Genomic DNA, 18,561 nt, shown 5'->3' on the forward strand with positions numbered 1-18,561 from the left:
GCGCAGGCTGGTTAACATACCAGTACTATTATTTTTCATCACTGCATAATGATCATTTGCAACAAGCACAGAGAGAGACAGATCGTGAACGTAAAAAAAGTTAACCTGCCTATCATGCTTTCCTGCCTTTTAGGTGTGTTTGTACTGGCACAAACACCGATCACTGTGGCACAGCCGGCAAGCACGCAGCAAGGACAGGCGATCGCCTCTACCTCATCTGAGCTGGCTCAGCGACACTATCGGCGTGGCAACACCTATAGCAACCTTGAGCGTTTTGATGAGGCTGCGGAAGAGTATCGACTGGCAGTCGCCGCCGATCCCAACCTGGCTGACGCCTACCGCAACCTGGCTAATATTTATCTCTCCCAGGAGAATACCCAGGAAGCGATTCCCATGCTGGTCCGGTTCATCGATTTACATCAGGGCCCTGTCACCACACCGCTGGTGGTATCTTTGAAAACTGCCGGCCAGCTGCTTCGTGGGGCCGAGCGCTTCAATGAAGCCATCACTTATGACCTGCGTGCGATTGATGCCGACCCTGAGGACGACTCCCAGGTCCATATTATGGGTAACACCTATAACAATGCAGGCGAGACTGACAAAGCCATCATGATCTACGAAAAAGCCGTTGAAGTGATGCCGCAAAATGCTTTCATGTACCGCACACTGGGTCGCTTGTATGAAGATGAAAACCGCCTGGAAGACGCCCTGGCCCTGTACCGTAAAGCTGCAGAAATAGATTTAAGCTCGCAGTTCTATCGTGAGCTGGTGCAAAATCTGGAAGCCCGCATCAACGGCACCATGGAACCGGTGCGTAACGGCTAATCAGCCTTTAATTGCATCAACTCATTCAGCGCCTGCCTGCGTTTATCATCGGGCAGGCGCATGAGATGCTCCACACGCGCATAAAATCGTCTTAAACTGCCACTTTCCTCGGCCAGCAATTGCTCAAAAGCTGGCACCCAGTCGAAGTAAGATCCAACTGTTGAAAGCTGGGCATTATTCAACGGCCCTGCAAAGAAACCCTGATAACCTGCTGATTCGCCCCGACCTAGCCATTCTTCTCGCATCTCAGTCTGCAACGCCTGTTTTCTGGCCGCACTGGGTGCATCAGAGGCGTACATCTCAGCAAACCGGTTCCGGTAGCCCAGCACGAAGTCAATGAATTCTCGTTGCCGCTGCTCCTGCGCTTGATACTGTGTCATCGCCGAAGGTTCACCCCTGGCTTCGTGCCATCGGTACAACCCCTGCTGCTCAATAAAACTTGCCAGGCTTTCATTAAAAGCAGTATCACCCGGTAAATAATAGTGCTGATGAACCAGTTCATGAAACACCAGGGCACGTAACTGATTATTATCGCGCCACAGAACGGCCGATGTTAACGGATCGTTGAACCAGCCCAGTGTAGAATAAGCTTCCGCTCCAGCGACAAAAACATCATAACCATCGCTGGCCAGTTGCCCGGCAAAACCGGTTGCCGCTTCTTGCGAAAAATACCCCCGGTAGCTCACGCAACCTGCAACGGGAAAACACCAGCTCAACGGCGTCAGTGAGTAGCGCGGCGCGGCAAATACGTTCCAGACAGGAAAGGGCTGATCAAGTGACACATAGGAAGTAAAACTGCCATTAGCAGGGAGGAACAGATTGGCTTCAGCAAACTCTCGCGCCTGGGACACCACCTGGAGTTGTTGCGCAAGTTGAGGGTCGAGTGTGGGGCTGGCCAGAATCTCCGGTATCGGCTCCCTGCTGGCCATCAATCGAGCATGCCCCAGTGCCGCCTGACCGACATAACCCAACGTCTGGCAACCACTCATCATCAAGAGGGCAAAAATGACCCACAGTCGCTTCATTGCCCGATAGCATCCATCCCGGGAATGCGAATCTCAAAGAGTTTTGGCCAGAGTTTTCCGGTGACGAACAAGCGATTGTTATCTTCATCCCAGGCAATGCCGTTCAGCACCCCGTCTCGCTGACGAATGCCAGCCTCTTCACGTAAACCGCGCAGGTCGATGACGGCGGTCACCTGCCCGGATTCAGGGTGGATGGTGACGATTTGCTCAGACATCCAGACATTGGCCCAGACCTCACCATTAATAAACTCAAGTTCGTTGAGATTGCGAACTGGCTGGCCGTTTAGCCTGACGGGTTGAACCCGCTCCGGCACCAGGGTATCCGGATCAAGGAAGAACAGCCGATCCGAACCATCACTGACAATCAGGTGCTGACCATCCCAGGTAGCGCCCCAACCCTCGGTCGCCAGATAATGACTGTTGACCCGCTCCAGCGAAGCCACGTCGTATTCAAAAATAGTATTCTCTCGCCATGTCAGCTGGAATAACCTCTCGCCAGCAACAGCAATGCCTTCACCAAAAAAACGGGCCGACAAAGGAATACGCTGCTTCACCTCACCACTATCCAGGTCGAGTTTCATCAGCGCAGACTCACCATAGCGACCGGTGCCTTCATACAACTCCCCCTTATGCCAGAGCAACCCCTGAGTGAAGAATGCAGGATTGTGAGCATAAGATGCCACCACTTCATACCCGTACACAGCCACCTCGGCTCGCGGAGCCGTGCCAGCAGCCGAACTTTCACCACTCTGCGCCCGGGCAATCACTGCACAAAGCAACATTGGCAACATCCACAAAAGCGCTTTTACAATCGCGCCCGGCATACACTGTGACCTTCTATTACTTCGCGTCTGACATCTGTATGCTCGCACATGATTCATAGCTGATAACTTCCTGACATGACTATGCTGAATTACCCTCATCGACGGGCCTGGCAAGCACTGTTAAGATGATATCAGTGCATTGCGAATTGATTGAGTTTAGGGAGGATGCCCTGCCATGACAAGTGACTGTCTTTTTTGCCGCATCATTGCCGGCGAGATACCATCAACCTCAGTTTACCAGGACGAGGATGTTTACGCGTTCAGGGACATTAATCCTGCCGCCCCGACTCATGTTCTGGTGATTCCCCGTGAGCACATTAGCGGCATCAGTGCTGCAGAAGATGCTCAACAGGCGTTGCTCGGCAAACTGATGGTAAGCGCAAAGCACATTGCCAAAACATTGGGGCTAGAGGACAACGGTTATCGACTGGTTATCAATAACGGTGAACAGGGAGGTCAGACTGTCTATCACCTGCACCTGCATATTCTGGGTGGCCGGCAAATGACCTGGCCCCCAGGCTAGGGCATTCAGGGCATGTTAACCCTGGTCAGCAGCCATGGCCTCGGCTATTTTTGCCACCCCCTCTACATTCGCCGGATAAACTCCCAGCTCAGTAATCAACCCGGAAACCAGTCGTGCAGGTGTCACGTCAAAGCCGTAATTACTGACCCCGGTTGCTGGCGGGCTGATACGCACCCTCTTTACAGTGCCATCATCCGCTAAGCCCGACACATAATTCACCTCATCAGCACTTCGGGTTTCAATTGGTATCTCCCTGACTCCATCATTGACGGCAAAATCGATGGTTGAAGCGGGTAAGGCCACATAAAACGGCACGTCATTATCGAACGCCGCAAGCGCCTTGAGATATGTCCCTATCTTGTTACAGACATCACCCTGGCGAGTCGTGCGATCACTTCCGACAATACAGACATCTACCATACCGTGCTGCATCAAATGGCCACCGGCATTATCGGTTATCAGCGTATGAGGAACACCGCTACGCGCTAGTTCCCAGGCCGTCAGAGACGCCCCCTGGTTTCTCGGACGCGTTTCATCCACCCACACGTGCACAGGCAAGCCAGCCTGATGCGCTTTATAGATGGGGGCCAGCGCTGTCCCCCACCCACCTGTAGCAAGCCAACCGGCATTACAATGGGTTAATATATTCAGGCAGGCGTTCTCACCCGACTGCTCCGATGGCTGGGACTGCTGTTTTTGCTTAAGCAAGGCTTTGAGAATCTGCAAGCCATTATCACCGATAGCGCTACAAGCACCGGCATCATCGGCTAGCAGTTGCCGTGCCAGGCTTAGCGCTGAACCAATCTGATCAGCTGTATCCAAGGCTTGCAGCTCTTGCTGTATTTGCGTTAATGCCCATTGCAGATTAATGGCTGTCGGGCGCGTAGCGGCCAATTGCTGACAGGCGGACAATAAACATTGGGGATTTTGTTTCAGACTGAGATAAACACCAAAAGCAGCTGTAATACCAATCAGCGGTGCTCCGCGAACCTGCATGTCAGTAATAGCCCGACAGGCATCTGCCAGTGTTTCCAGCGTGATGATTTGTAGCGCATGCGGCAACTGCGTCTGATCGATAATGCAGACCTTGTCACCTTCAGTTTCGTACCAGATAGTTCGCATGCTTTCGGCATGTTCGCTCACAACGCTTCCCCAGCCCTAACTACGCAGCCGAACAAAACCATTCAGCTGATACAGATATAAAAAAACGCACTGGACGTGTCGTCTGTCTATAGTTGCCATTTCTGGCGCCGACAGGAATCACATGCAGTGCGTTTCGTTTTCACTACCCTTTTACAAGACCAAGTAACAAGACTGTGTCGCTGAAGGGTATTATGTTGTGCCTAGTTTAAGCGCTTATGGCTCTACGACTGAAATATCGTAAATACCTGCCTGACGCGCAGAATCCATTACCATCACCATCGTTTCAACGCTGGAACGTGGGTTTGGTCGGATAATAACAGACGCAGCAGGGTTCTCTGCTTTCAAACGGTCAATGTTTGCCCGGATCTGGCTTTGAATGACAGGGCGCGGCTCACCATTAAATGTAATCTCATTGTTCTGGCTGAGCTCAATCAGAATATTCTTCTGCTCATCATCCGTTTCCGGCGGGGTTTCATTGTTGCTATCGTTACTCGCTGCATCAATCGCCTGCTCAGACAGGAATGTTGCAGTGACGACGAAGAAAATCAACAGAATGAATACCACGTCGAGCATTGGGGTTAAGTCGACGTTGGTTTCCTCGTCTTTTCTTTGACCTGCCAGCTTTTTCATTTCGTATACACCAACTTATGCTTTAATTATTAATTAAATATCTGTTTTTATTAGATATTTTGCAAAAATCCAGTTATGCACCAGAAGCCTGTATGACTGCCACCTAAGCAACAGTCAAGGCAATTCGTCTCAAGTATACCTGATATGAACGGAACCTCAATAGCCCCGCTGGAACATTTTTAACGCAAGGATTTGATGGTCAGATCAGTGATGGCTGCCAGCTGTTTGCCCGGCTTACCTTCACGGGAATGAACCCGCAGTCCGCTCAGCAGATTCATCAACGCATCCGTGGCCAATTCTGCCGAGACGTCTTTGTTAAGCTGTCCCGCTTTTTCGGCTTCTTTCATCCGTTTCAGGAAAGCTTTGCGAATATTGTTGTAATACCCTTTGACCAGCTTCTGAATGTCTTTGTTGTAGTTAATGCTCTCACAGAATGAGTTCACGAACAGGCAGCCAAGGCTGCGCTTCTTGTTGGTCAGGCCCAGAACAGACACTTGAAAATATTTTTCCACAGACTCCCAGGCAGATAATGACTCATCATTCAGAGAGGCCTCCAGGTCTGCGTTAACAGTCTGGTTATAGTACTCCAGGCAAGTCTTGAAAAACGTATCCTTGTCACCAAAAGAGTTATACAGCGTACCGCGATTGATGCCCGTCACGTCCAGCAGCTTTTGTACCGAGCTGGCTTCAAATCCTTCTCGCCAAAATTGCTCAGTCGCATTAGACAGGACATCTTCGTATACAAATTCAACAGGTCTGGCCATAATAAATCGCTTACCTTTAATGCTTGATAAGAAAAGAAGTAATCGAGAAGCTTACTCGATTGAGAACCTGCGCGATTCTATTGCAAGGCCAGCACCTTTTACATCTAATGATACAAAATGCCACAATTACACAAAGAAATACCGACACTTACAGCAGCTATTGCAAAAAGTGTCGGTAATATTCAGATAAAACGGCTTAATATTGACTGTTCATTAAAACAAAAACGAATCTCGCAGTGCAGCCACCAGTAAGCCTAACAGCCCACCAAAGACACCACCCCAAACAACCAGCCAGCCCAAATGCCGACGCATCATCGTCTGCACGATAGACTTGACCTGTTGCGGTGTTAATTCGGCCAACCTGGCATCGACCAATCTCTCAACCATTTCACTTAATGCATTTGGATCATCCAGCTCAGCCTGTTTTTTTAGCAGGGCTTGAAACTCTTCAGAGGTTAGATAGGTTTTGAGATAACTTCGCATCCGCTCTGCGAATGGCTCACGCAAGCTGTCCAGCGCTTTCACACCACCAACGAGCCCCAGCATACTCCCCATGGATGAAGTCATGATGGCATCGGTGAGTGAATCAAATGCTTTGTCGAAGTTCATATCATCGACCACCGATGTCAGTCGCTGTGACAAGGAGGCCGCAAGACCGCTATCACCCGAGGACATCACGCCAGCCAGCGCCTGGCCTGAAAAAAACTGCTCCATGATCACTTCACGGATCGCAATCTTAATCTCTTCGAAGTAAATAACAACGACACCCGACCCGTACAAACCCGGGACACGCTCAAACAGCATATGGATTGCCAGTGCATTGGTGATGGTTCCTGACAAGGCAAACAAACCTGCATTCAAAAAATAGGGGGCAGCAGCATGAGACCCCGCCAACCCAATCACAACAAACAGTGCTGCCAACAGATGACTGACAAGAGCTTTATCAACTTTCACAAATTTATCTCAACAACTTATTCAAATACTTAATTCATTTTTTTAAAATAACTTAACATTAACCGGGCATCTTGCGACGATGATCCCTGACCGGCATCTTGCTGCGAATCTCATTCAATAATGAAAGGTTAGCATCGGCCACTACAACACCTTCGCCTTGCGCCTGACTGGCCAGCACCCTCCCCCAGGGATCAATAATCATTGAATGCCCAAAGGTTTCCCGTCGCTCATTGTGTACCCCGCCCTGGCCTGCACCAATCACAAAGCACTGGTTCTCTATTGCTCGGGCCCGCAACAACACTTCCCAGTGCGCCTCCCCTGTGACCCGGGTGAAAGCCGCGGGTACTGTAATAAAGCTGACCTGCTGCTCAAAAAGATACCGATACAGCTCTGGAAAACGAACGTCATAACAAATCGTCATGCCGACCTTACCCAATGGCGTATCAACTGCAACCGGCTGCTCCCCCGCTTCAAAACTGTCGGACTCAGCGTAGCGGACCTGACGATCACTGACCTCCACATCAAACAGATGCATTTTGTCGTAGCGGGCCTTGATCTGACCGTCACTACCAAACATCAGCGATGCGGGCCGAACACGGCCGTCCGTTAACCGTGAGTCCGGGTCACCAGGACGGGAAATCAGTGGGATCGTGCCGGCCACGATGATCATATTCAGCGACTTCGCTTTCTCGGAGAGCATCCCTTGTAGCGGCGCAGTCAGATCGCCTTCCACCTCTGCCACTTCCGCTTGCGGCCCGCCATCCAGAACTGCAAAATTTTCTGGAAGCACGGCCATTTCAGCACCATTGGCAGCAGCCATATCCAGTAAGAAAGCGGCACGTTCCCGATTCACATCAGGGTTTGCCCCGCTTACCATTTGCACAGCTGCCAGGCGACAGCTGGTTCGCCCTGTATCTTGATTGTTGCTACTCATTTCTTGCCTCCTAGCTTCCACTGCTGAAAACCTGGTTCAACTCAGGCTCCAGACCATCCCAAGGGCCGTCCAGTTTATAATGCGCACTGGTCAGGTCATCAACCTGATCACCAAATATCTGGTCCACCAGGAAAACACCCACGGCCAATTGCCAGTTAATTAAATTGTTAAGCACCGCAAATCCACTTAGCCAGGGGATATTGTCACTGACCGGAAGTGTAATATAGAGATCACCGTCGATGGTCTGATTTGCCAGATCTATCTGACCGGCAATCTGAAACAGGCTGGCAGCACCAATAATCTGCAACCTGTCTTCTATCGTAACAATACCCTGACTGAGATTAATACGACCGCTGATCTCATCATACGAAAGCCCGGTTCTCACCAGATCATCGCTAAATCGCAAACGCCGCACCAGCGCGTCAAAATTGATAAAACTGATCAGACGCAAGGCACTGTTGGCCACACCTGCCCGTTGCCGGAAACGACCATCCTGAATATTGATGTCGATATCACCACTCATGGCCAGCGCGGAAAAATAAGCCGGGCTGCCATCCCAGTGCAGACGCGTATCAAAACGTGCTTCACTGCTTTCAAGGCTGGGGGCATAACCAAAATTGCTGAGTACCGGAGCCAAATCCCCTGCCAGAATAATACCGTTTAGCGCGCTGCGGTGCGTATTGCCATCATACACCCAGCGAAATTCAGCCGGCTCTTCTTCGCTGCCGATTTGTAAACCCCGCAATTGCATCCGCAGGTCGCGAAAAAGCGCACCGGAACCGTCAGCAGTGACATTGAAACGCCAGTTGCCGAAATCTGCCCCGGCCACATTCACCTGATCAATTTGCAAATTCATGTCCGGAATAATGCGCGGGTCAAAACTGGCCAGCGGGTCCTCCGGTGGCAATTCATACTCAACCGTAGGCAACTCATCCAAGGCCAACTGCTGCGCCTGGGACTCTGCCGCGGCGGCTTCCAGCCCAGCAGCCAGACCTGGCGGCTCAGCATCGTTCTGCTCTGCCTCATCTGCACGCAGGATCAAATGATCCAGATCCACCTGCCAGGGTTCACTGCCCGAGGTGGGGATAGCGATATCGCCCTCGATAACCTCGCTGACCATCCCCAGGTTCCAGCGCATAGGCAGTTTTTCCACTGAAAGGCTGAGATCAGTGATCTCTTCTCCATAGATATCCAGCGTACCGATGGTTAACGCTGCCGAACCAACCAGTGATTCAACACGCGATTGCGCCGAATCAACTGAAGCGGAAGCGCCCGGCAAGGACTGAATGGCGTCAGCCCAGGCTTCATACTCCAGATGTTCAACGTGACCGATAACATCAAGACCTGGCTCATCAGGATTCAGGCGGCGCACCCGCATATCAGTCGACGGTACCCCCAGATACAGCAGTCCACCATAGGGTGTTTCAGCATCGCTGTCTGTCTCGACAGAAAGGTTCAACTGCGCCAGCTCCGCCAGCCTTGCCTGTATTTGAGTCTCTGCACCGTCAAAGGTCATGTTTAACTGCAACGGCCAGCTTTCTTCCCGACGCTTCTGGAATGGTGGTGGAAAATCCACTGACAACCCTTGCAATTCTGACGTTATCGCCAACTCCGGTGTACCGCCAAGTGTTAGCGACAATTCATAGGGAAACTCACCTTCGGCCCGCCCAAGAGCGGTACGCACCACGTCAGGCATTCCGCTCCATTCGCGCAAGGAGGCATCATCCACCATGCCTGTCGCCTCCAGTCGCGTTTGCGTTGACGGTTGCGATGGCTGGGCTTCTCCCTCGCCCACATTACTGGGCACCGGCAGCACATCCGAGCTGACTGCCAGATCAACCTCTCGGCCCCAGACATTAGCTGTCAGGTTATTGCTGCTAAGACCCGTTGCTGCGGAGTATCGCATAGTGCCGTTGACGTCAGCCGCCTGCAGATCAAAATCAGGAATATACAGTTGATGGTTTTCAAAGTTCATGTCCAGAACGACATCAGGGCTCGCTGAGGCAATGCCCAGTGGTAATGACAGAGACAGTGTAAATTTGGTTTCCCCTTCGGCCTGCCAATCGTTCAAATATTCTGAAACATCCCGGGTCACTGGTGTTTGCTGCAAATACAACAAACCCTGCGCAGCACTACCCTGCCCCTCACCACTCACTGTGAGCCATTGTCCTCCGCCCGGGTTTTCGCGAACAGTGGCACGCGCCTGCTCAAAGGCAATATCCAGACTCTCTCCCGCATTGGCAAACACATCGACTTCACCATTTCGAATGGTCAGATAACCATCTATGTTCTCCAGCACCGGCCAGGCAGGGTCAAACTCCAGTTGCCCGTCGTTAACATGGAAAAACATCTGCAGATTACGATCAGTATGGGAGGAGCCCGACTGCACTTCACCCCGAAAGATAAAGCCGCTATTGGCAATGTTGCCCGATTGAACCGACCTGGCTACCCAGCTTAGCGCAGCCTGAGCCAATTGTGGTGCTTTGGGGCCAGTGGGCAGATATTGTGATTTATGACTGGCATCGCCGGAAAGTGCTCCGATCATCAGATCAAGCACAATTTTACGTTCATCACCATTCTGGATATCGACAGCAAACTGTCCGCGAGCGTTGATCTGATCGGATTCTGCCGATATGACTGAACTGGATAGTCGCACCTGCAAATCCTGCGAAAAGTCAGCTTTAAACCCGACCCGTCCATTGGCTTTATCATACTCCCAGATATCTTCGAAGAGATCCGGAAACTGAACTGCCAGGGACTGGCTGTCCAATTCAAAAAAACCACTAGCCTGCTCTGTCACCATGTCCAGGTCAAACTGCAGGTAGCCATCCAGTCCCCACAGTGAGGGTGCATTTCGATGCGCACTCATGGCGCCTTCTTGAACATTGGCTTTCAGGCTGGCAGATTGCAATTCCCGCTCATTCAGAGCGGCATTGAAGACCAGATCCTGATACTGCCCCCGAACATTGAAACCATCCACTTCAGCCCGGGCAGCACCACCAGGGAGAAAAGCAGTCAGCAACCGGGTCACCAGTCCCGCATCTATCACATCAACGCGAGCATCCAACTGTCCCTGGTCACTGTAACGCAGGCTCATCCCACCTTCTGGCCAACTGACTCCGTTGTATTGAAAACCGACTTCTTCAGCGTCCAGCTCCCAGCCAGACTGAGACTCGTTGCGACTTAACTGCAACCAGCCTATCTGCACCTCATTAAGTTCCACATCGTCATTAGTGCCACTATCGCCATCACTGACCTGCAGGTCACTGCGCCCCCCGGCGCGTAGCGTCAACTCTTGCAGACTGCCACCCTGTAAGGTTAACCAGAATTCGCCAAAGGCTGATAACGATTGCGTCTGAACCCGGCCTTCCTGCAACGCTGGTACCAGTGATTGCAGCACGTCGTTATAACTGCCCGGCGGTAAACTTAAATAGGCGTCACCTGCCAGGGTTTCCAGAGACTGCCCTGCAAGATCTGCTTCCAATATTAACGGCAACTCAACATCATCCTGCTCGCCTCGCAGGCGCAGGGTATAAATATCGTTGTCACTGCGAAAATCCAGGGCGACCTGTCGCAAGGTTCGGCTTTCACCCGTTCTGGAGGTAATGTGAACGGTCGCCTCCCGCAAGCTGACATCAGCTACCCCCCGGGCGAGATCAAAAAGCTCAGCCAGTGTCGGGGGATTATTGCCCGGGGAAAAGCCTGAGAGATGCCAGCGACCATTATCGTGCTGTGACAATTGCAGAGACAGGTCATGAATCGTCAGGTTGCGAATGACAGGCTGCTGCTGCCAGAGTGATTGCAGGATATCGGGTTCCAGCGACACGCGTGAAAATGCCAGGGATGTGGTCGTTTCAGGTCCTTCTGGCGCCCCTGTCTCAGCCTGGGTCTGTACCTGTAGATCCGTGACTTCAAAGCGTGGATGAAACCTGGCCCAGAACCCTTCTATCTCACGGGAAGTAACAGAGGCATCCAGTTGCTGAGATAACCAGTCGTTGATAGGTTCGCGATATTCACTGACGCGCGGCACTATCTGCCGCCCTACACTGACATAGAGAGCAGTGACAATCAGCAGCACCAGCAACAGCCAGAATGTGACCTGTAATACTGTGCGCAACAATCTGCGAGCCATCAGCAGCCTTTAAATAATAATTAAAACAGCACGACATCGTACTGTTCTTGAGTATACATGGGTTCGACCTCAAATCGGATCGTTTTACCTGTCAGCACCTCAAGATCGGCCAGGGTACTGGACTCTTCGTCCAGCAAACGGTCAACAACGCCTTGCGATGCCATTACCAGCAACTCATCATTCTCGTAGGCCCGGGCGACTCGAACAATCTCGCGGAAGATTTCATAGCAGATGGTTTCAGACGTTTTGACACGCCCTCGCCCAGAACAGACCGGACAGGGGCAGCACAGAATTTGCCCCAGGCTCTCGCGGGTCCGTTTGCGGGTCATTTCTACCAGACCCAGTTCTGAAATTGAGGTTACCATGGTTCGCGCATGGTCTTTTTCCAGCGCTTTATTCAGCGTGCGCAGTACTTGTCGCTGATGCTCTGGATCTATCATGTCAATGAAGTCCAGAATAATAATACCGCCCAGGTTACGGATACGAAGCTGACGCGCGATAGCCGTTGCCGCCTCAAGGTTGGTTTTCAGCACCGTTTCAGCGTGATTTTTACTGCCCAGGTAAGCACCGGTATTCACATCAATGGTGGTCATCGCTTCGGTCTGATCGATAATCAGGTCCCCGCCTGACTTAAGCTTGACCTGACGACCCAGTGCTTTCTCTATTTCGTCATCAATGCCATAGACATCGAATATAGGCCTCTCACCCTGGTAAAGTTCGACACGGGTCTGGCAATCAGGGATAAAGTCCCGCATGAACAGTTCAACTTCATCAAAAGCCTCCTGGGTATCCAGGCGGATTTTTTCGATCTGAGGGGTAATCAGGTCACGTACTGCCCGCAAATACAGGGGTAAATCGCGATACAGCACCCTGACTTCTTCACTTTTCTCGATACGGCGCTCTACCGCAGCCCACAGCTTGTGCAGGAAGCGAACATCCTCCTTCAGTTCATCCGAAGATGCACCTTCTGCCGCTGTGCGGATAATAAAACCGCCCTGATCCTGGCGAGCATCCTCCTCCAGGCATTTGTGTAACAATTGCTCCAGCCGCGCTCTCTCTGCTTCATCTTCCAGTCGCTGCGATATACCGATATGGCTGTTTCTGGGCAAATACACCAGGTGCCGGGAAGGCAGTGTCAGATGTGTCGTCAGCCTCGCCCCCTTGGTGCCGATCGGGTCTTTGGCGACCTGTACAACGATAAACTGGCCTTCACGCAGTTGACGCTGAATATCAACCGGTGTTTCTGAACGCACCTCCATTCCATCGGCATCAATCGGCAAAATGTCAGTGTTGTGCAAGAACGCTGCACGCTCCAGGCCAATATCGACAAACGCCGCTTCCATGCCCGGCATGACCCGGACAACTTTGCCAAGATAGATGTCACCAACATGGCCGCTACGGCTCCGGCGCTCCAGAAATATCTCCTGCAGCAAACCGTTTTCAATCAACGCCAACCGGGTTTCCCGGGGCGTGACATTAATCAGTATTTCTTCACTCATCTTCGGTTCCGTTGAGTTCACCTAGCGCGGACGCAGGCGAGTGGGCACAGCAAAGGACTTAAGCAATTGATCCGTTTGATACAGCGGCAGGCCGACTATGCCGCTGTAACTCCCTTTCATGGCGCTGACAAATGTCGCTCCGAGACCCTGTATCGCGTAAGCACCTGCTTTCCCCTCAGGCTCTCCGCTTTGCCAGTAGGCTGAGATCTCAGCCTCAGTCAGCTCACGAAATGTTACATCACTCACCACGACAACCACTTCATGACGTTCTCTGTTTCTTACGCAAACAGCAGTCATGACCTGATGCTCTCTGCCAGACAGCGCGGTCAGCATACGCGTGGCATCAGCCTCATCAACAGGTTTCCCAAGCAACTCACTCTGACTGACGACGATGGTGTCGGACCCCAGAACCGGAATATCACCACCGACCTCAGCCATCACAGCTGATGATTTAGCCTCTGCCAGGCGAGCGACATAAGCCGCTGGGGATTCTTGCTGAAAGGGCGTTTCATCAATGTCACTGGCGTGCACATGGAAATTAACACCCAGTTGTGCCAGCAGTTCCTGCCGACGGGGAGAAGCGGAGCCCAGAATCAGGTCGTGATCTGATTGTGTTGTTGTCGCTTGTTTCATTCGCGGCTACTGCACGTCAAAGCCACGTCGCAACTGACGGAGCACTACAAACAACCATGGCCAGATGAAGGCACTGGACACGGCACTGAGCAGGTAAAGCATGCCGACCGGGTCCGACTGTTCAGTACCCACTTTAATCCAGTGCACCAGAATCAGACTCAGACCAACCATGACAAGAACAAGGGCACTTTGCTGCAAATACGAGAACATTCGCAACCGATGATGGATATTTAACGTCAGATATGCGATCAACGTATAGGCCAGAGCATTCAGTCCGAGCATTGAGCCTTCCAGAATATCGACGAATGCTCCAACCACCCAGGCTGTGCCCATGCCAACGCGGTAAGGCAGTGCAATCATCCAGTAGATCAGCACCAATGCAACCCATTGTGGCCGGTAGTGCATGGCCCAGTCAGGAAACGGTACGATTGCCAGCAGGAATGCCAGCAAAAAGCTAAGCACAATGACCCAGATACCATTAGCTTTCGGTGTCATGGTTATTGTTCTCCTGCTGCATCATTCACAGTCTCGACTGCAGTATCACTCGCTTCGCCAGCTGTCGCTTCCACAACGTCCGGCGATGCCTCATTGTCAGAAACAGCGGGATTTTCTTCGCTGCCAATACCTGCTGACACTTCTTCAACTGGCTGCGGCTCACCATCGCTTTGCGTATCAGGCAATCGTTCAGGTGTTTCAGGCAATTCCGGCTCCACCAGCATCACCAGTCGTGTTCTATCCAGTTGCGCCATAGGTCGTGCAGAAATGATAGCAAATGCCTGTCCCGGGTCATGAACAACATCAGTCACTTCAGCCACCGGGTAGTCTTTAGGGAAACGTTGCCCCAGGCCAGAACTGACCAACAGGTCACCGATCTGGATATCAGCCGTATCAGGCACGAACTCAAGCACCAAACCCGGTACCTGGCCGCGCTGACCTCGTGCAATTGCCCGCTCACCATTGCGATTGACCTGCACTGGCGTGCCATGACGCGAATCAGTAATCAGCATCACCCAACTGGTAAACGGGAGCGCCTCGACAACCTGCCCCATTAAGCCGTGTGCATCCAGGACAGCATAGCCTTCACGCACACCGTCGTGCACCCCCTTATTAATGAGGACACGGCGCGACCCGGGGTCATTGGATACATTGATGATTTCAGCCGTTTCGACTTCGCCCTGAATACCTTGCGCCGCAGCCTGAAGCTCTCGCAAGCGATTGTTTTCACTGGCAAGACCAGCCAGCAATTGCAATTCACGCTGAGCAAACAGGAGCTGCTGACGCAGCTCTGCATTTTCTTCAATCAGGTCACGATGAGAGACGAAGACATCATCCATCCAGGAAGATGTACGCGCAGGAATATCCGCCACCCAATAAACAGGCGTCGTCAGGTAAGCGACTGTAAAGCGCACCCGATCCATGTAATCGAACTGGCGATCGGCAAACATCAACAGAATTGACAGAACTACGTAGCCAATCAGACGATACTCGAGTGATGCACCTTTAATAAATAAGGTTTTAATACCGGCACCTCTGTCTGTTCAGCGTCAGTCGAGGGTCAGCGCATCCATCTCGTTAAGATCCATGAGTTCCATTGCCTTGCCGCCACCACGGGCCACACAGGTCAAAGGATCGTCAGCAACAATCACCGGCAGCCCGGTTTCTTCTGCCAGCAGTTTGTCCAGATCTTTCAACAATGCACCACCACCAGTAAGCACCATACCACTTTCGGCGATATCAGATGCCAGCTCCGGTGGAGACTGCTCCAAAGCACTTTTCACTGCCTGCACAATCGCAGACAACGGCTCTTGCAGTGCTTCAAGGATTTCATCACTGTTCAGCGTAAAACTGCGAGGCACACCTTCGGCCAGGTTGCGACCACGTACATCAATTTCGCGTAGCACGCCGTCTGCCGGATAGGCACAACCGATTTCTTTCTTGATCCGCTCAGCTGTAGCGTCACCGATCAAGCTGCCGTAGTTACGGCGCACATGAGTGATAATGGCCTCATCAAAGCGGTCACCGCCAATACGCACAGACTCGGCGTAGACAACACCATTCAGTGAAATAATGGCAATTTCTGTTGTACCACCACCGATATCAACCACCATGGAACCATTGGGCTTTTCAACCGGCAACCCGGCACCGATAGCGGCGGCCATAGGCTCTTCGATCAAGCTGACTTCTCGTGCCCCGGCACTGATGACCGACTCGCGAATCGCACGGCGCTCCACCTGGGTGGATTTGCAGGGTACGCAAACCAGCACACGCGGGCTCGGCGGGAAGAAACTGTTTTCATGCACTTTGGAAATAAAGTGCTGTAGCATTTTTTCTGTTACCTGGAAGTCGGCGATCACGCCGTCTTTCATAGGACGAATTGCGGTGATGTTGCCTGGGGTTCGACCCAGCATTCTTTTAGCATCAGCACCGACTGCAGTCACTGTTTTCTGTCCGTTATGATTACGAATGGCAACCACCGACGGCTCATTCAGGACAATCCCCTCTCCCCTGACGTAAATCAGAGTATTGGCTGTTCCCAAATCGATGGATAAATCGTTGGAGAACATTCCTCTTATTTTTTTGAACATTGAATTCCTGCTAACCTCAATATACTAATATATCCACGACCCGCACGCCCTGGAACAGCGGGTCTGCAACGCCGTCATTTATCAGCAGACAGATAAATCGACCGACAGTTCCTGTCTTAAACTGACGTTTTTAGCCAGTGCGACAGGGCTCGAGCGGAAACCTGGAAGGAAACTGTTGCCTCAGACCGGTTATAATCCCGTATAATCACGGCTTCTCCAGCAAATCAGATACGCACTCTAGCAACGCTCATACGCTAGAGCAAGTGTCATTAACATTCCGGCCACGAAACATGCTCAGCGTTCTGAGCAACCGGTATTATTGCACAACAAAGAGGTTCATGAATGGCTTTGGACAAATCAGATGTCGAAAAAATTGCCCATCTGGCCAGACTCGAGATAAACCAGGCTGACACACAAGAAGTCACTCAGCGTATTTCCAATATTCTGGCCATGATCGACCAGATGCAGTCTATTGATACGGACTCGGTCGACCCGATGGCACACCCTTTTGATGCGACACAACGACTGCGCGAAGATGAGGTAACCGAGACCAATCAACGCGAGCGACTGCAGCGCATCTCACCAGCGACCGAACAAGGTCTGTTCCTGGTCCCCAAAGTAATAGAGTAAGGATCCACTCCATGTTAAGCAAAACCGTGACCGAGCTGGCCAGCGCGCTGGACCGCAAGGAAACTTCTGCCGTTGAACTGACACAGGCCTTTCTCGACCGCATCCAACAGCTCAACCCATCGATCAACGCGTATATCACTGTGACCGCCGAGCAGGCCCTGGCGCAGGCGGCCAAAGCCGATGCGATCCGTGCTGACGGAAATGCCGGCCCTCTGACCGGCATACCAATCGCTCACAAAGACATTTTTTGTACCACTGATGTATTAACTACCTGTGGCTCCAAAATGCTGCACAATTTCATATCGCCCTACTCGGCTACTGTGGTTGAGCGACTGGAAGCGGCTGGCGCGGTCATGCTGGGTAAAACCAACATGGATGAATTCGCCATGGGCTCCTCCAATGAAACCAGTCATTACGGCGCAGTCCGTAACCCCTGGGATCAGGAACGCGTTCCGGGCGGCTCTTCCGGCGGCTCGGCTGCAGCGGTAGCTGCCGACCTGTGCGCCATGGCCACTGGCACCGATACTGGCGGTTCGATTCGCCAGCCAGCCTCTTTTTGCGGCATCACTGGACTGAAACCGACTTACGGGCGCGTTTCTCGTTTTGGCATGATCGCCTTTGCCTCCAGTCTGGACCAGGCTGGGCCGCTCACCAAGAGCGCCGAAGACGCCGCCTTGATGATGAATGCCATAGCTGGCACTGACCAGCGTGACTCAACCAGCCTTGACCTTCCGGCCGAAGACTTCACAGCGATGCTTGGTGACAGCCTGCAGGGCCTGAAAGTGGGCTTGCCAAAGCAGCATTTCAGCAAGGACCTCAACCCGGCAGTCAGTGATTTACTCCAGGGTGCCATCAAGGTGCTGGAAAGTCTGGGCGCAACGGTTAAAGAAGTCGATCTGCCAAACAACCATTTGTCAGTCCCGTCTTATTACGTTATCGCACCAGCAGAAGCCTCAGCCAACCTGTCTCGCTATGACGGCGTGCGTTACGGATACCGTTGCGAAGACCCGGTCAACCTGGAAGATCTCTACAAACGCAGTCGCAGCGAAGGTTTTGGCGACGAAGTGAAGCGACGCATTCTGGTTGGCACCTACGCACTTTCTGCTGGCTACTATGACGCCTATTACAAGAAGGCACAAAAAATTCGCCGCCTGATCAAACAGGATTTTGATGCTGCATTTGAAGATGTTGACGTCATTCTTGGCCCAACATCACCGCACACTGCTTTCAAACTGGGCGAGAAAAACAGCGACCCGGTGACCATGTATCTGGAAGACATTTACACCATTGCGGTTAACCTAGCCGGCCTGCCTGGCATGTCTCTGCCAATCGGACAGATCAATAACCTGCCAATTGGCATGCAGTTGATCGGCCCTTCATTTGGTGAAGCCCGATTGCTCAATGTTGCCCACCAGTACCAGTTGAACACTGACTGGCACCAACAGCGACCGGAGGTATAA

At 52.1% G+C, this 18,561-nt stretch carries 17 protein-coding genes; 4 read left to right on the plus strand and 13 right to left on the minus strand.

Annotation, left to right across the window (positions count from 1 at the left end; translation table 11 throughout):
- The first annotated feature begins 84 nt into the window (after positions 1 to 84).
- On the plus strand, positions 85 to 825 hold the full coding sequence (locus PSCS_RS00180) for a tetratricopeptide repeat protein (RefSeq protein ID WP_068809781.1): 741 nt from the start codon (positions 85 to 87) through the stop codon (positions 823 to 825).
- Here the strand turns inward: PSCS_RS00180 and PSCS_RS00185 are convergent.
- Both PSCS_RS00185 and PSCS_RS00190 read right to left on the minus strand, forming a co-directional pair.
- Complete coding sequence (locus PSCS_RS00185) at positions 822 to 1,850, minus strand: aminopeptidase (protein WP_068809782.1); 1,029 nt, start codon at positions 1,848 to 1,850, stop codon at positions 822 to 824. The two genes, PSCS_RS00180 and PSCS_RS00185, sit on opposite strands and share 4 nt — an antisense overlap.
- Entirely contained in the window at positions 1,847 to 2,674 is an 828-nt protein-coding gene (locus PSCS_RS00190; RefSeq protein WP_229694587.1) for a glutaminyl-peptide cyclotransferase, read from the minus strand. The genes PSCS_RS00185 and PSCS_RS00190 overlap by 4 nt, the downstream gene beginning before the upstream one ends.
- Before the next feature lie 175 nt (positions 2,675 to 2,849).
- Between PSCS_RS00190 and PSCS_RS00195 the strand changes: the two genes are divergently transcribed.
- Complete coding sequence (locus tag PSCS_RS00195; RefSeq protein ID WP_068809783.1) at positions 2,850 to 3,197, plus strand: histidine triad nucleotide-binding protein; 348 nt, start codon at positions 2,850 to 2,852, stop codon at positions 3,195 to 3,197.
- Positions 3,198 to 3,212: 15 nt separating this feature from the next.
- On the opposite strand, the gene mtnA is transcribed toward PSCS_RS00195, so the two are convergent.
- The 11 genes from mtnA to PSCS_RS00250 form a co-directional block, all read right to left on the minus strand.
- On the minus strand, positions 3,213 to 4,340 hold the full coding sequence (mtnA, locus tag PSCS_RS00200) for an S-methyl-5-thioribose-1-phosphate isomerase (RefSeq protein ID WP_229694588.1): 1,128 nt from the start codon (positions 4,338 to 4,340) through the stop codon (positions 3,213 to 3,215).
- Between the two features lie 213 nt (positions 4,341 to 4,553).
- Positions 4,554 to 4,970 (minus strand): ExbD/TolR family protein, encoded by a 417-nt coding sequence (locus PSCS_RS00205; RefSeq protein WP_068809784.1) that lies wholly within the window; start codon positions 4,968 to 4,970, stop codon positions 4,554 to 4,556.
- A 179-nt stretch (positions 4,971 to 5,149) separates the two neighbouring features.
- Positions 5,150 to 5,734, minus strand: coding sequence for a TetR/AcrR family transcriptional regulator (locus PSCS_RS00210; protein ID WP_068809785.1), 585 nt, complete (start codon positions 5,732 to 5,734; stop codon positions 5,150 to 5,152).
- Between the two features lie 213 nt (positions 5,735 to 5,947).
- Positions 5,948 to 6,688 (minus strand): hypothetical protein, encoded by a 741-nt coding sequence (locus PSCS_RS00215; protein WP_068809786.1) that lies wholly within the window; start codon positions 6,686 to 6,688, stop codon positions 5,948 to 5,950.
- Between the two features lie 58 nt (positions 6,689 to 6,746).
- Positions 6,747 to 7,622 carry a carbon-nitrogen hydrolase family protein gene (locus PSCS_RS00220; RefSeq protein WP_068809787.1) on the minus strand — a complete coding sequence of 292 codons (876 nt, stop codon included), beginning with the start codon at positions 7,620 to 7,622 and terminating at the stop codon, positions 6,747 to 6,749.
- 10 nt (positions 7,623 to 7,632) lie between these two features.
- On the minus strand, positions 7,633 to 11,754 hold the full coding sequence (locus PSCS_RS00225) for a YhdP family protein (protein ID WP_068809788.1): 4,122 nt from the start codon (positions 11,752 to 11,754) through the stop codon (positions 7,633 to 7,635).
- A gap of 20 nt (positions 11,755 to 11,774) precedes the next feature.
- Positions 11,775 to 13,253 carry a ribonuclease G gene (gene rng, locus PSCS_RS00230; RefSeq protein WP_068809789.1) on the minus strand — a complete coding sequence of 493 codons (1,479 nt, stop codon included), beginning with the start codon at positions 13,251 to 13,253 and terminating at the stop codon, positions 11,775 to 11,777.
- 21 nt (positions 13,254 to 13,274) lie between these two features.
- Positions 13,275 to 13,886 carry a Maf family protein gene (locus tag PSCS_RS00235; protein ID WP_068809790.1) on the minus strand — a complete coding sequence of 204 codons (612 nt, stop codon included), beginning with the start codon at positions 13,884 to 13,886 and terminating at the stop codon, positions 13,275 to 13,277.
- A gap of 6 nt (positions 13,887 to 13,892) precedes the next feature.
- A complete protein-coding gene (mreD, locus tag PSCS_RS00240) occupies positions 13,893 to 14,381 on the minus strand; it encodes a rod shape-determining protein MreD (protein ID WP_068809791.1) in 489 nt (162 codons plus the stop codon).
- A 2-nt stretch (positions 14,382 to 14,383) separates the two neighbouring features.
- Positions 14,384 to 15,406, minus strand: coding sequence for a rod shape-determining protein MreC (mreC, locus tag PSCS_RS00245; RefSeq protein ID WP_082866708.1), 1,023 nt, complete (start codon positions 15,404 to 15,406; stop codon positions 14,384 to 14,386).
- Between the two features lie 24 nt (positions 15,407 to 15,430).
- Positions 15,431 to 16,471, minus strand: a complete 1,041-nt coding sequence (locus tag PSCS_RS00250; RefSeq protein ID WP_068809793.1) for a rod shape-determining protein — start codon at positions 16,469 to 16,471, stop codon at positions 15,431 to 15,433.
- A 342-nt stretch (positions 16,472 to 16,813) separates the two neighbouring features.
- Here PSCS_RS00250 and gatC point away from each other — a divergent pair, with 342 nt between their 5' ends.
- Together gatC and gatA are read left to right on the plus strand one after the other, a co-directional pair.
- Positions 16,814 to 17,101, plus strand: coding sequence for an Asp-tRNA(Asn)/Glu-tRNA(Gln) amidotransferase subunit GatC (gene gatC, locus PSCS_RS00255; RefSeq protein ID WP_068809794.1), 288 nt, complete (start codon positions 16,814 to 16,816; stop codon positions 17,099 to 17,101).
- 11 nt (positions 17,102 to 17,112) lie between these two features.
- Positions 17,113 to 18,561, plus strand: a complete 1,449-nt coding sequence (gatA, locus tag PSCS_RS00260) for an Asp-tRNA(Asn)/Glu-tRNA(Gln) amidotransferase subunit GatA (protein WP_068809795.1) — start codon at positions 17,113 to 17,115, stop codon at positions 18,559 to 18,561.

Source organism: Pseudohongiella nitratireducens (genome assembly GCF_001642735.1).
Taxonomy (GTDB): domain Bacteria; phylum Pseudomonadota; class Gammaproteobacteria; order Pseudomonadales; family Pseudohongiellaceae; genus Pseudohongiella; species Pseudohongiella nitratireducens.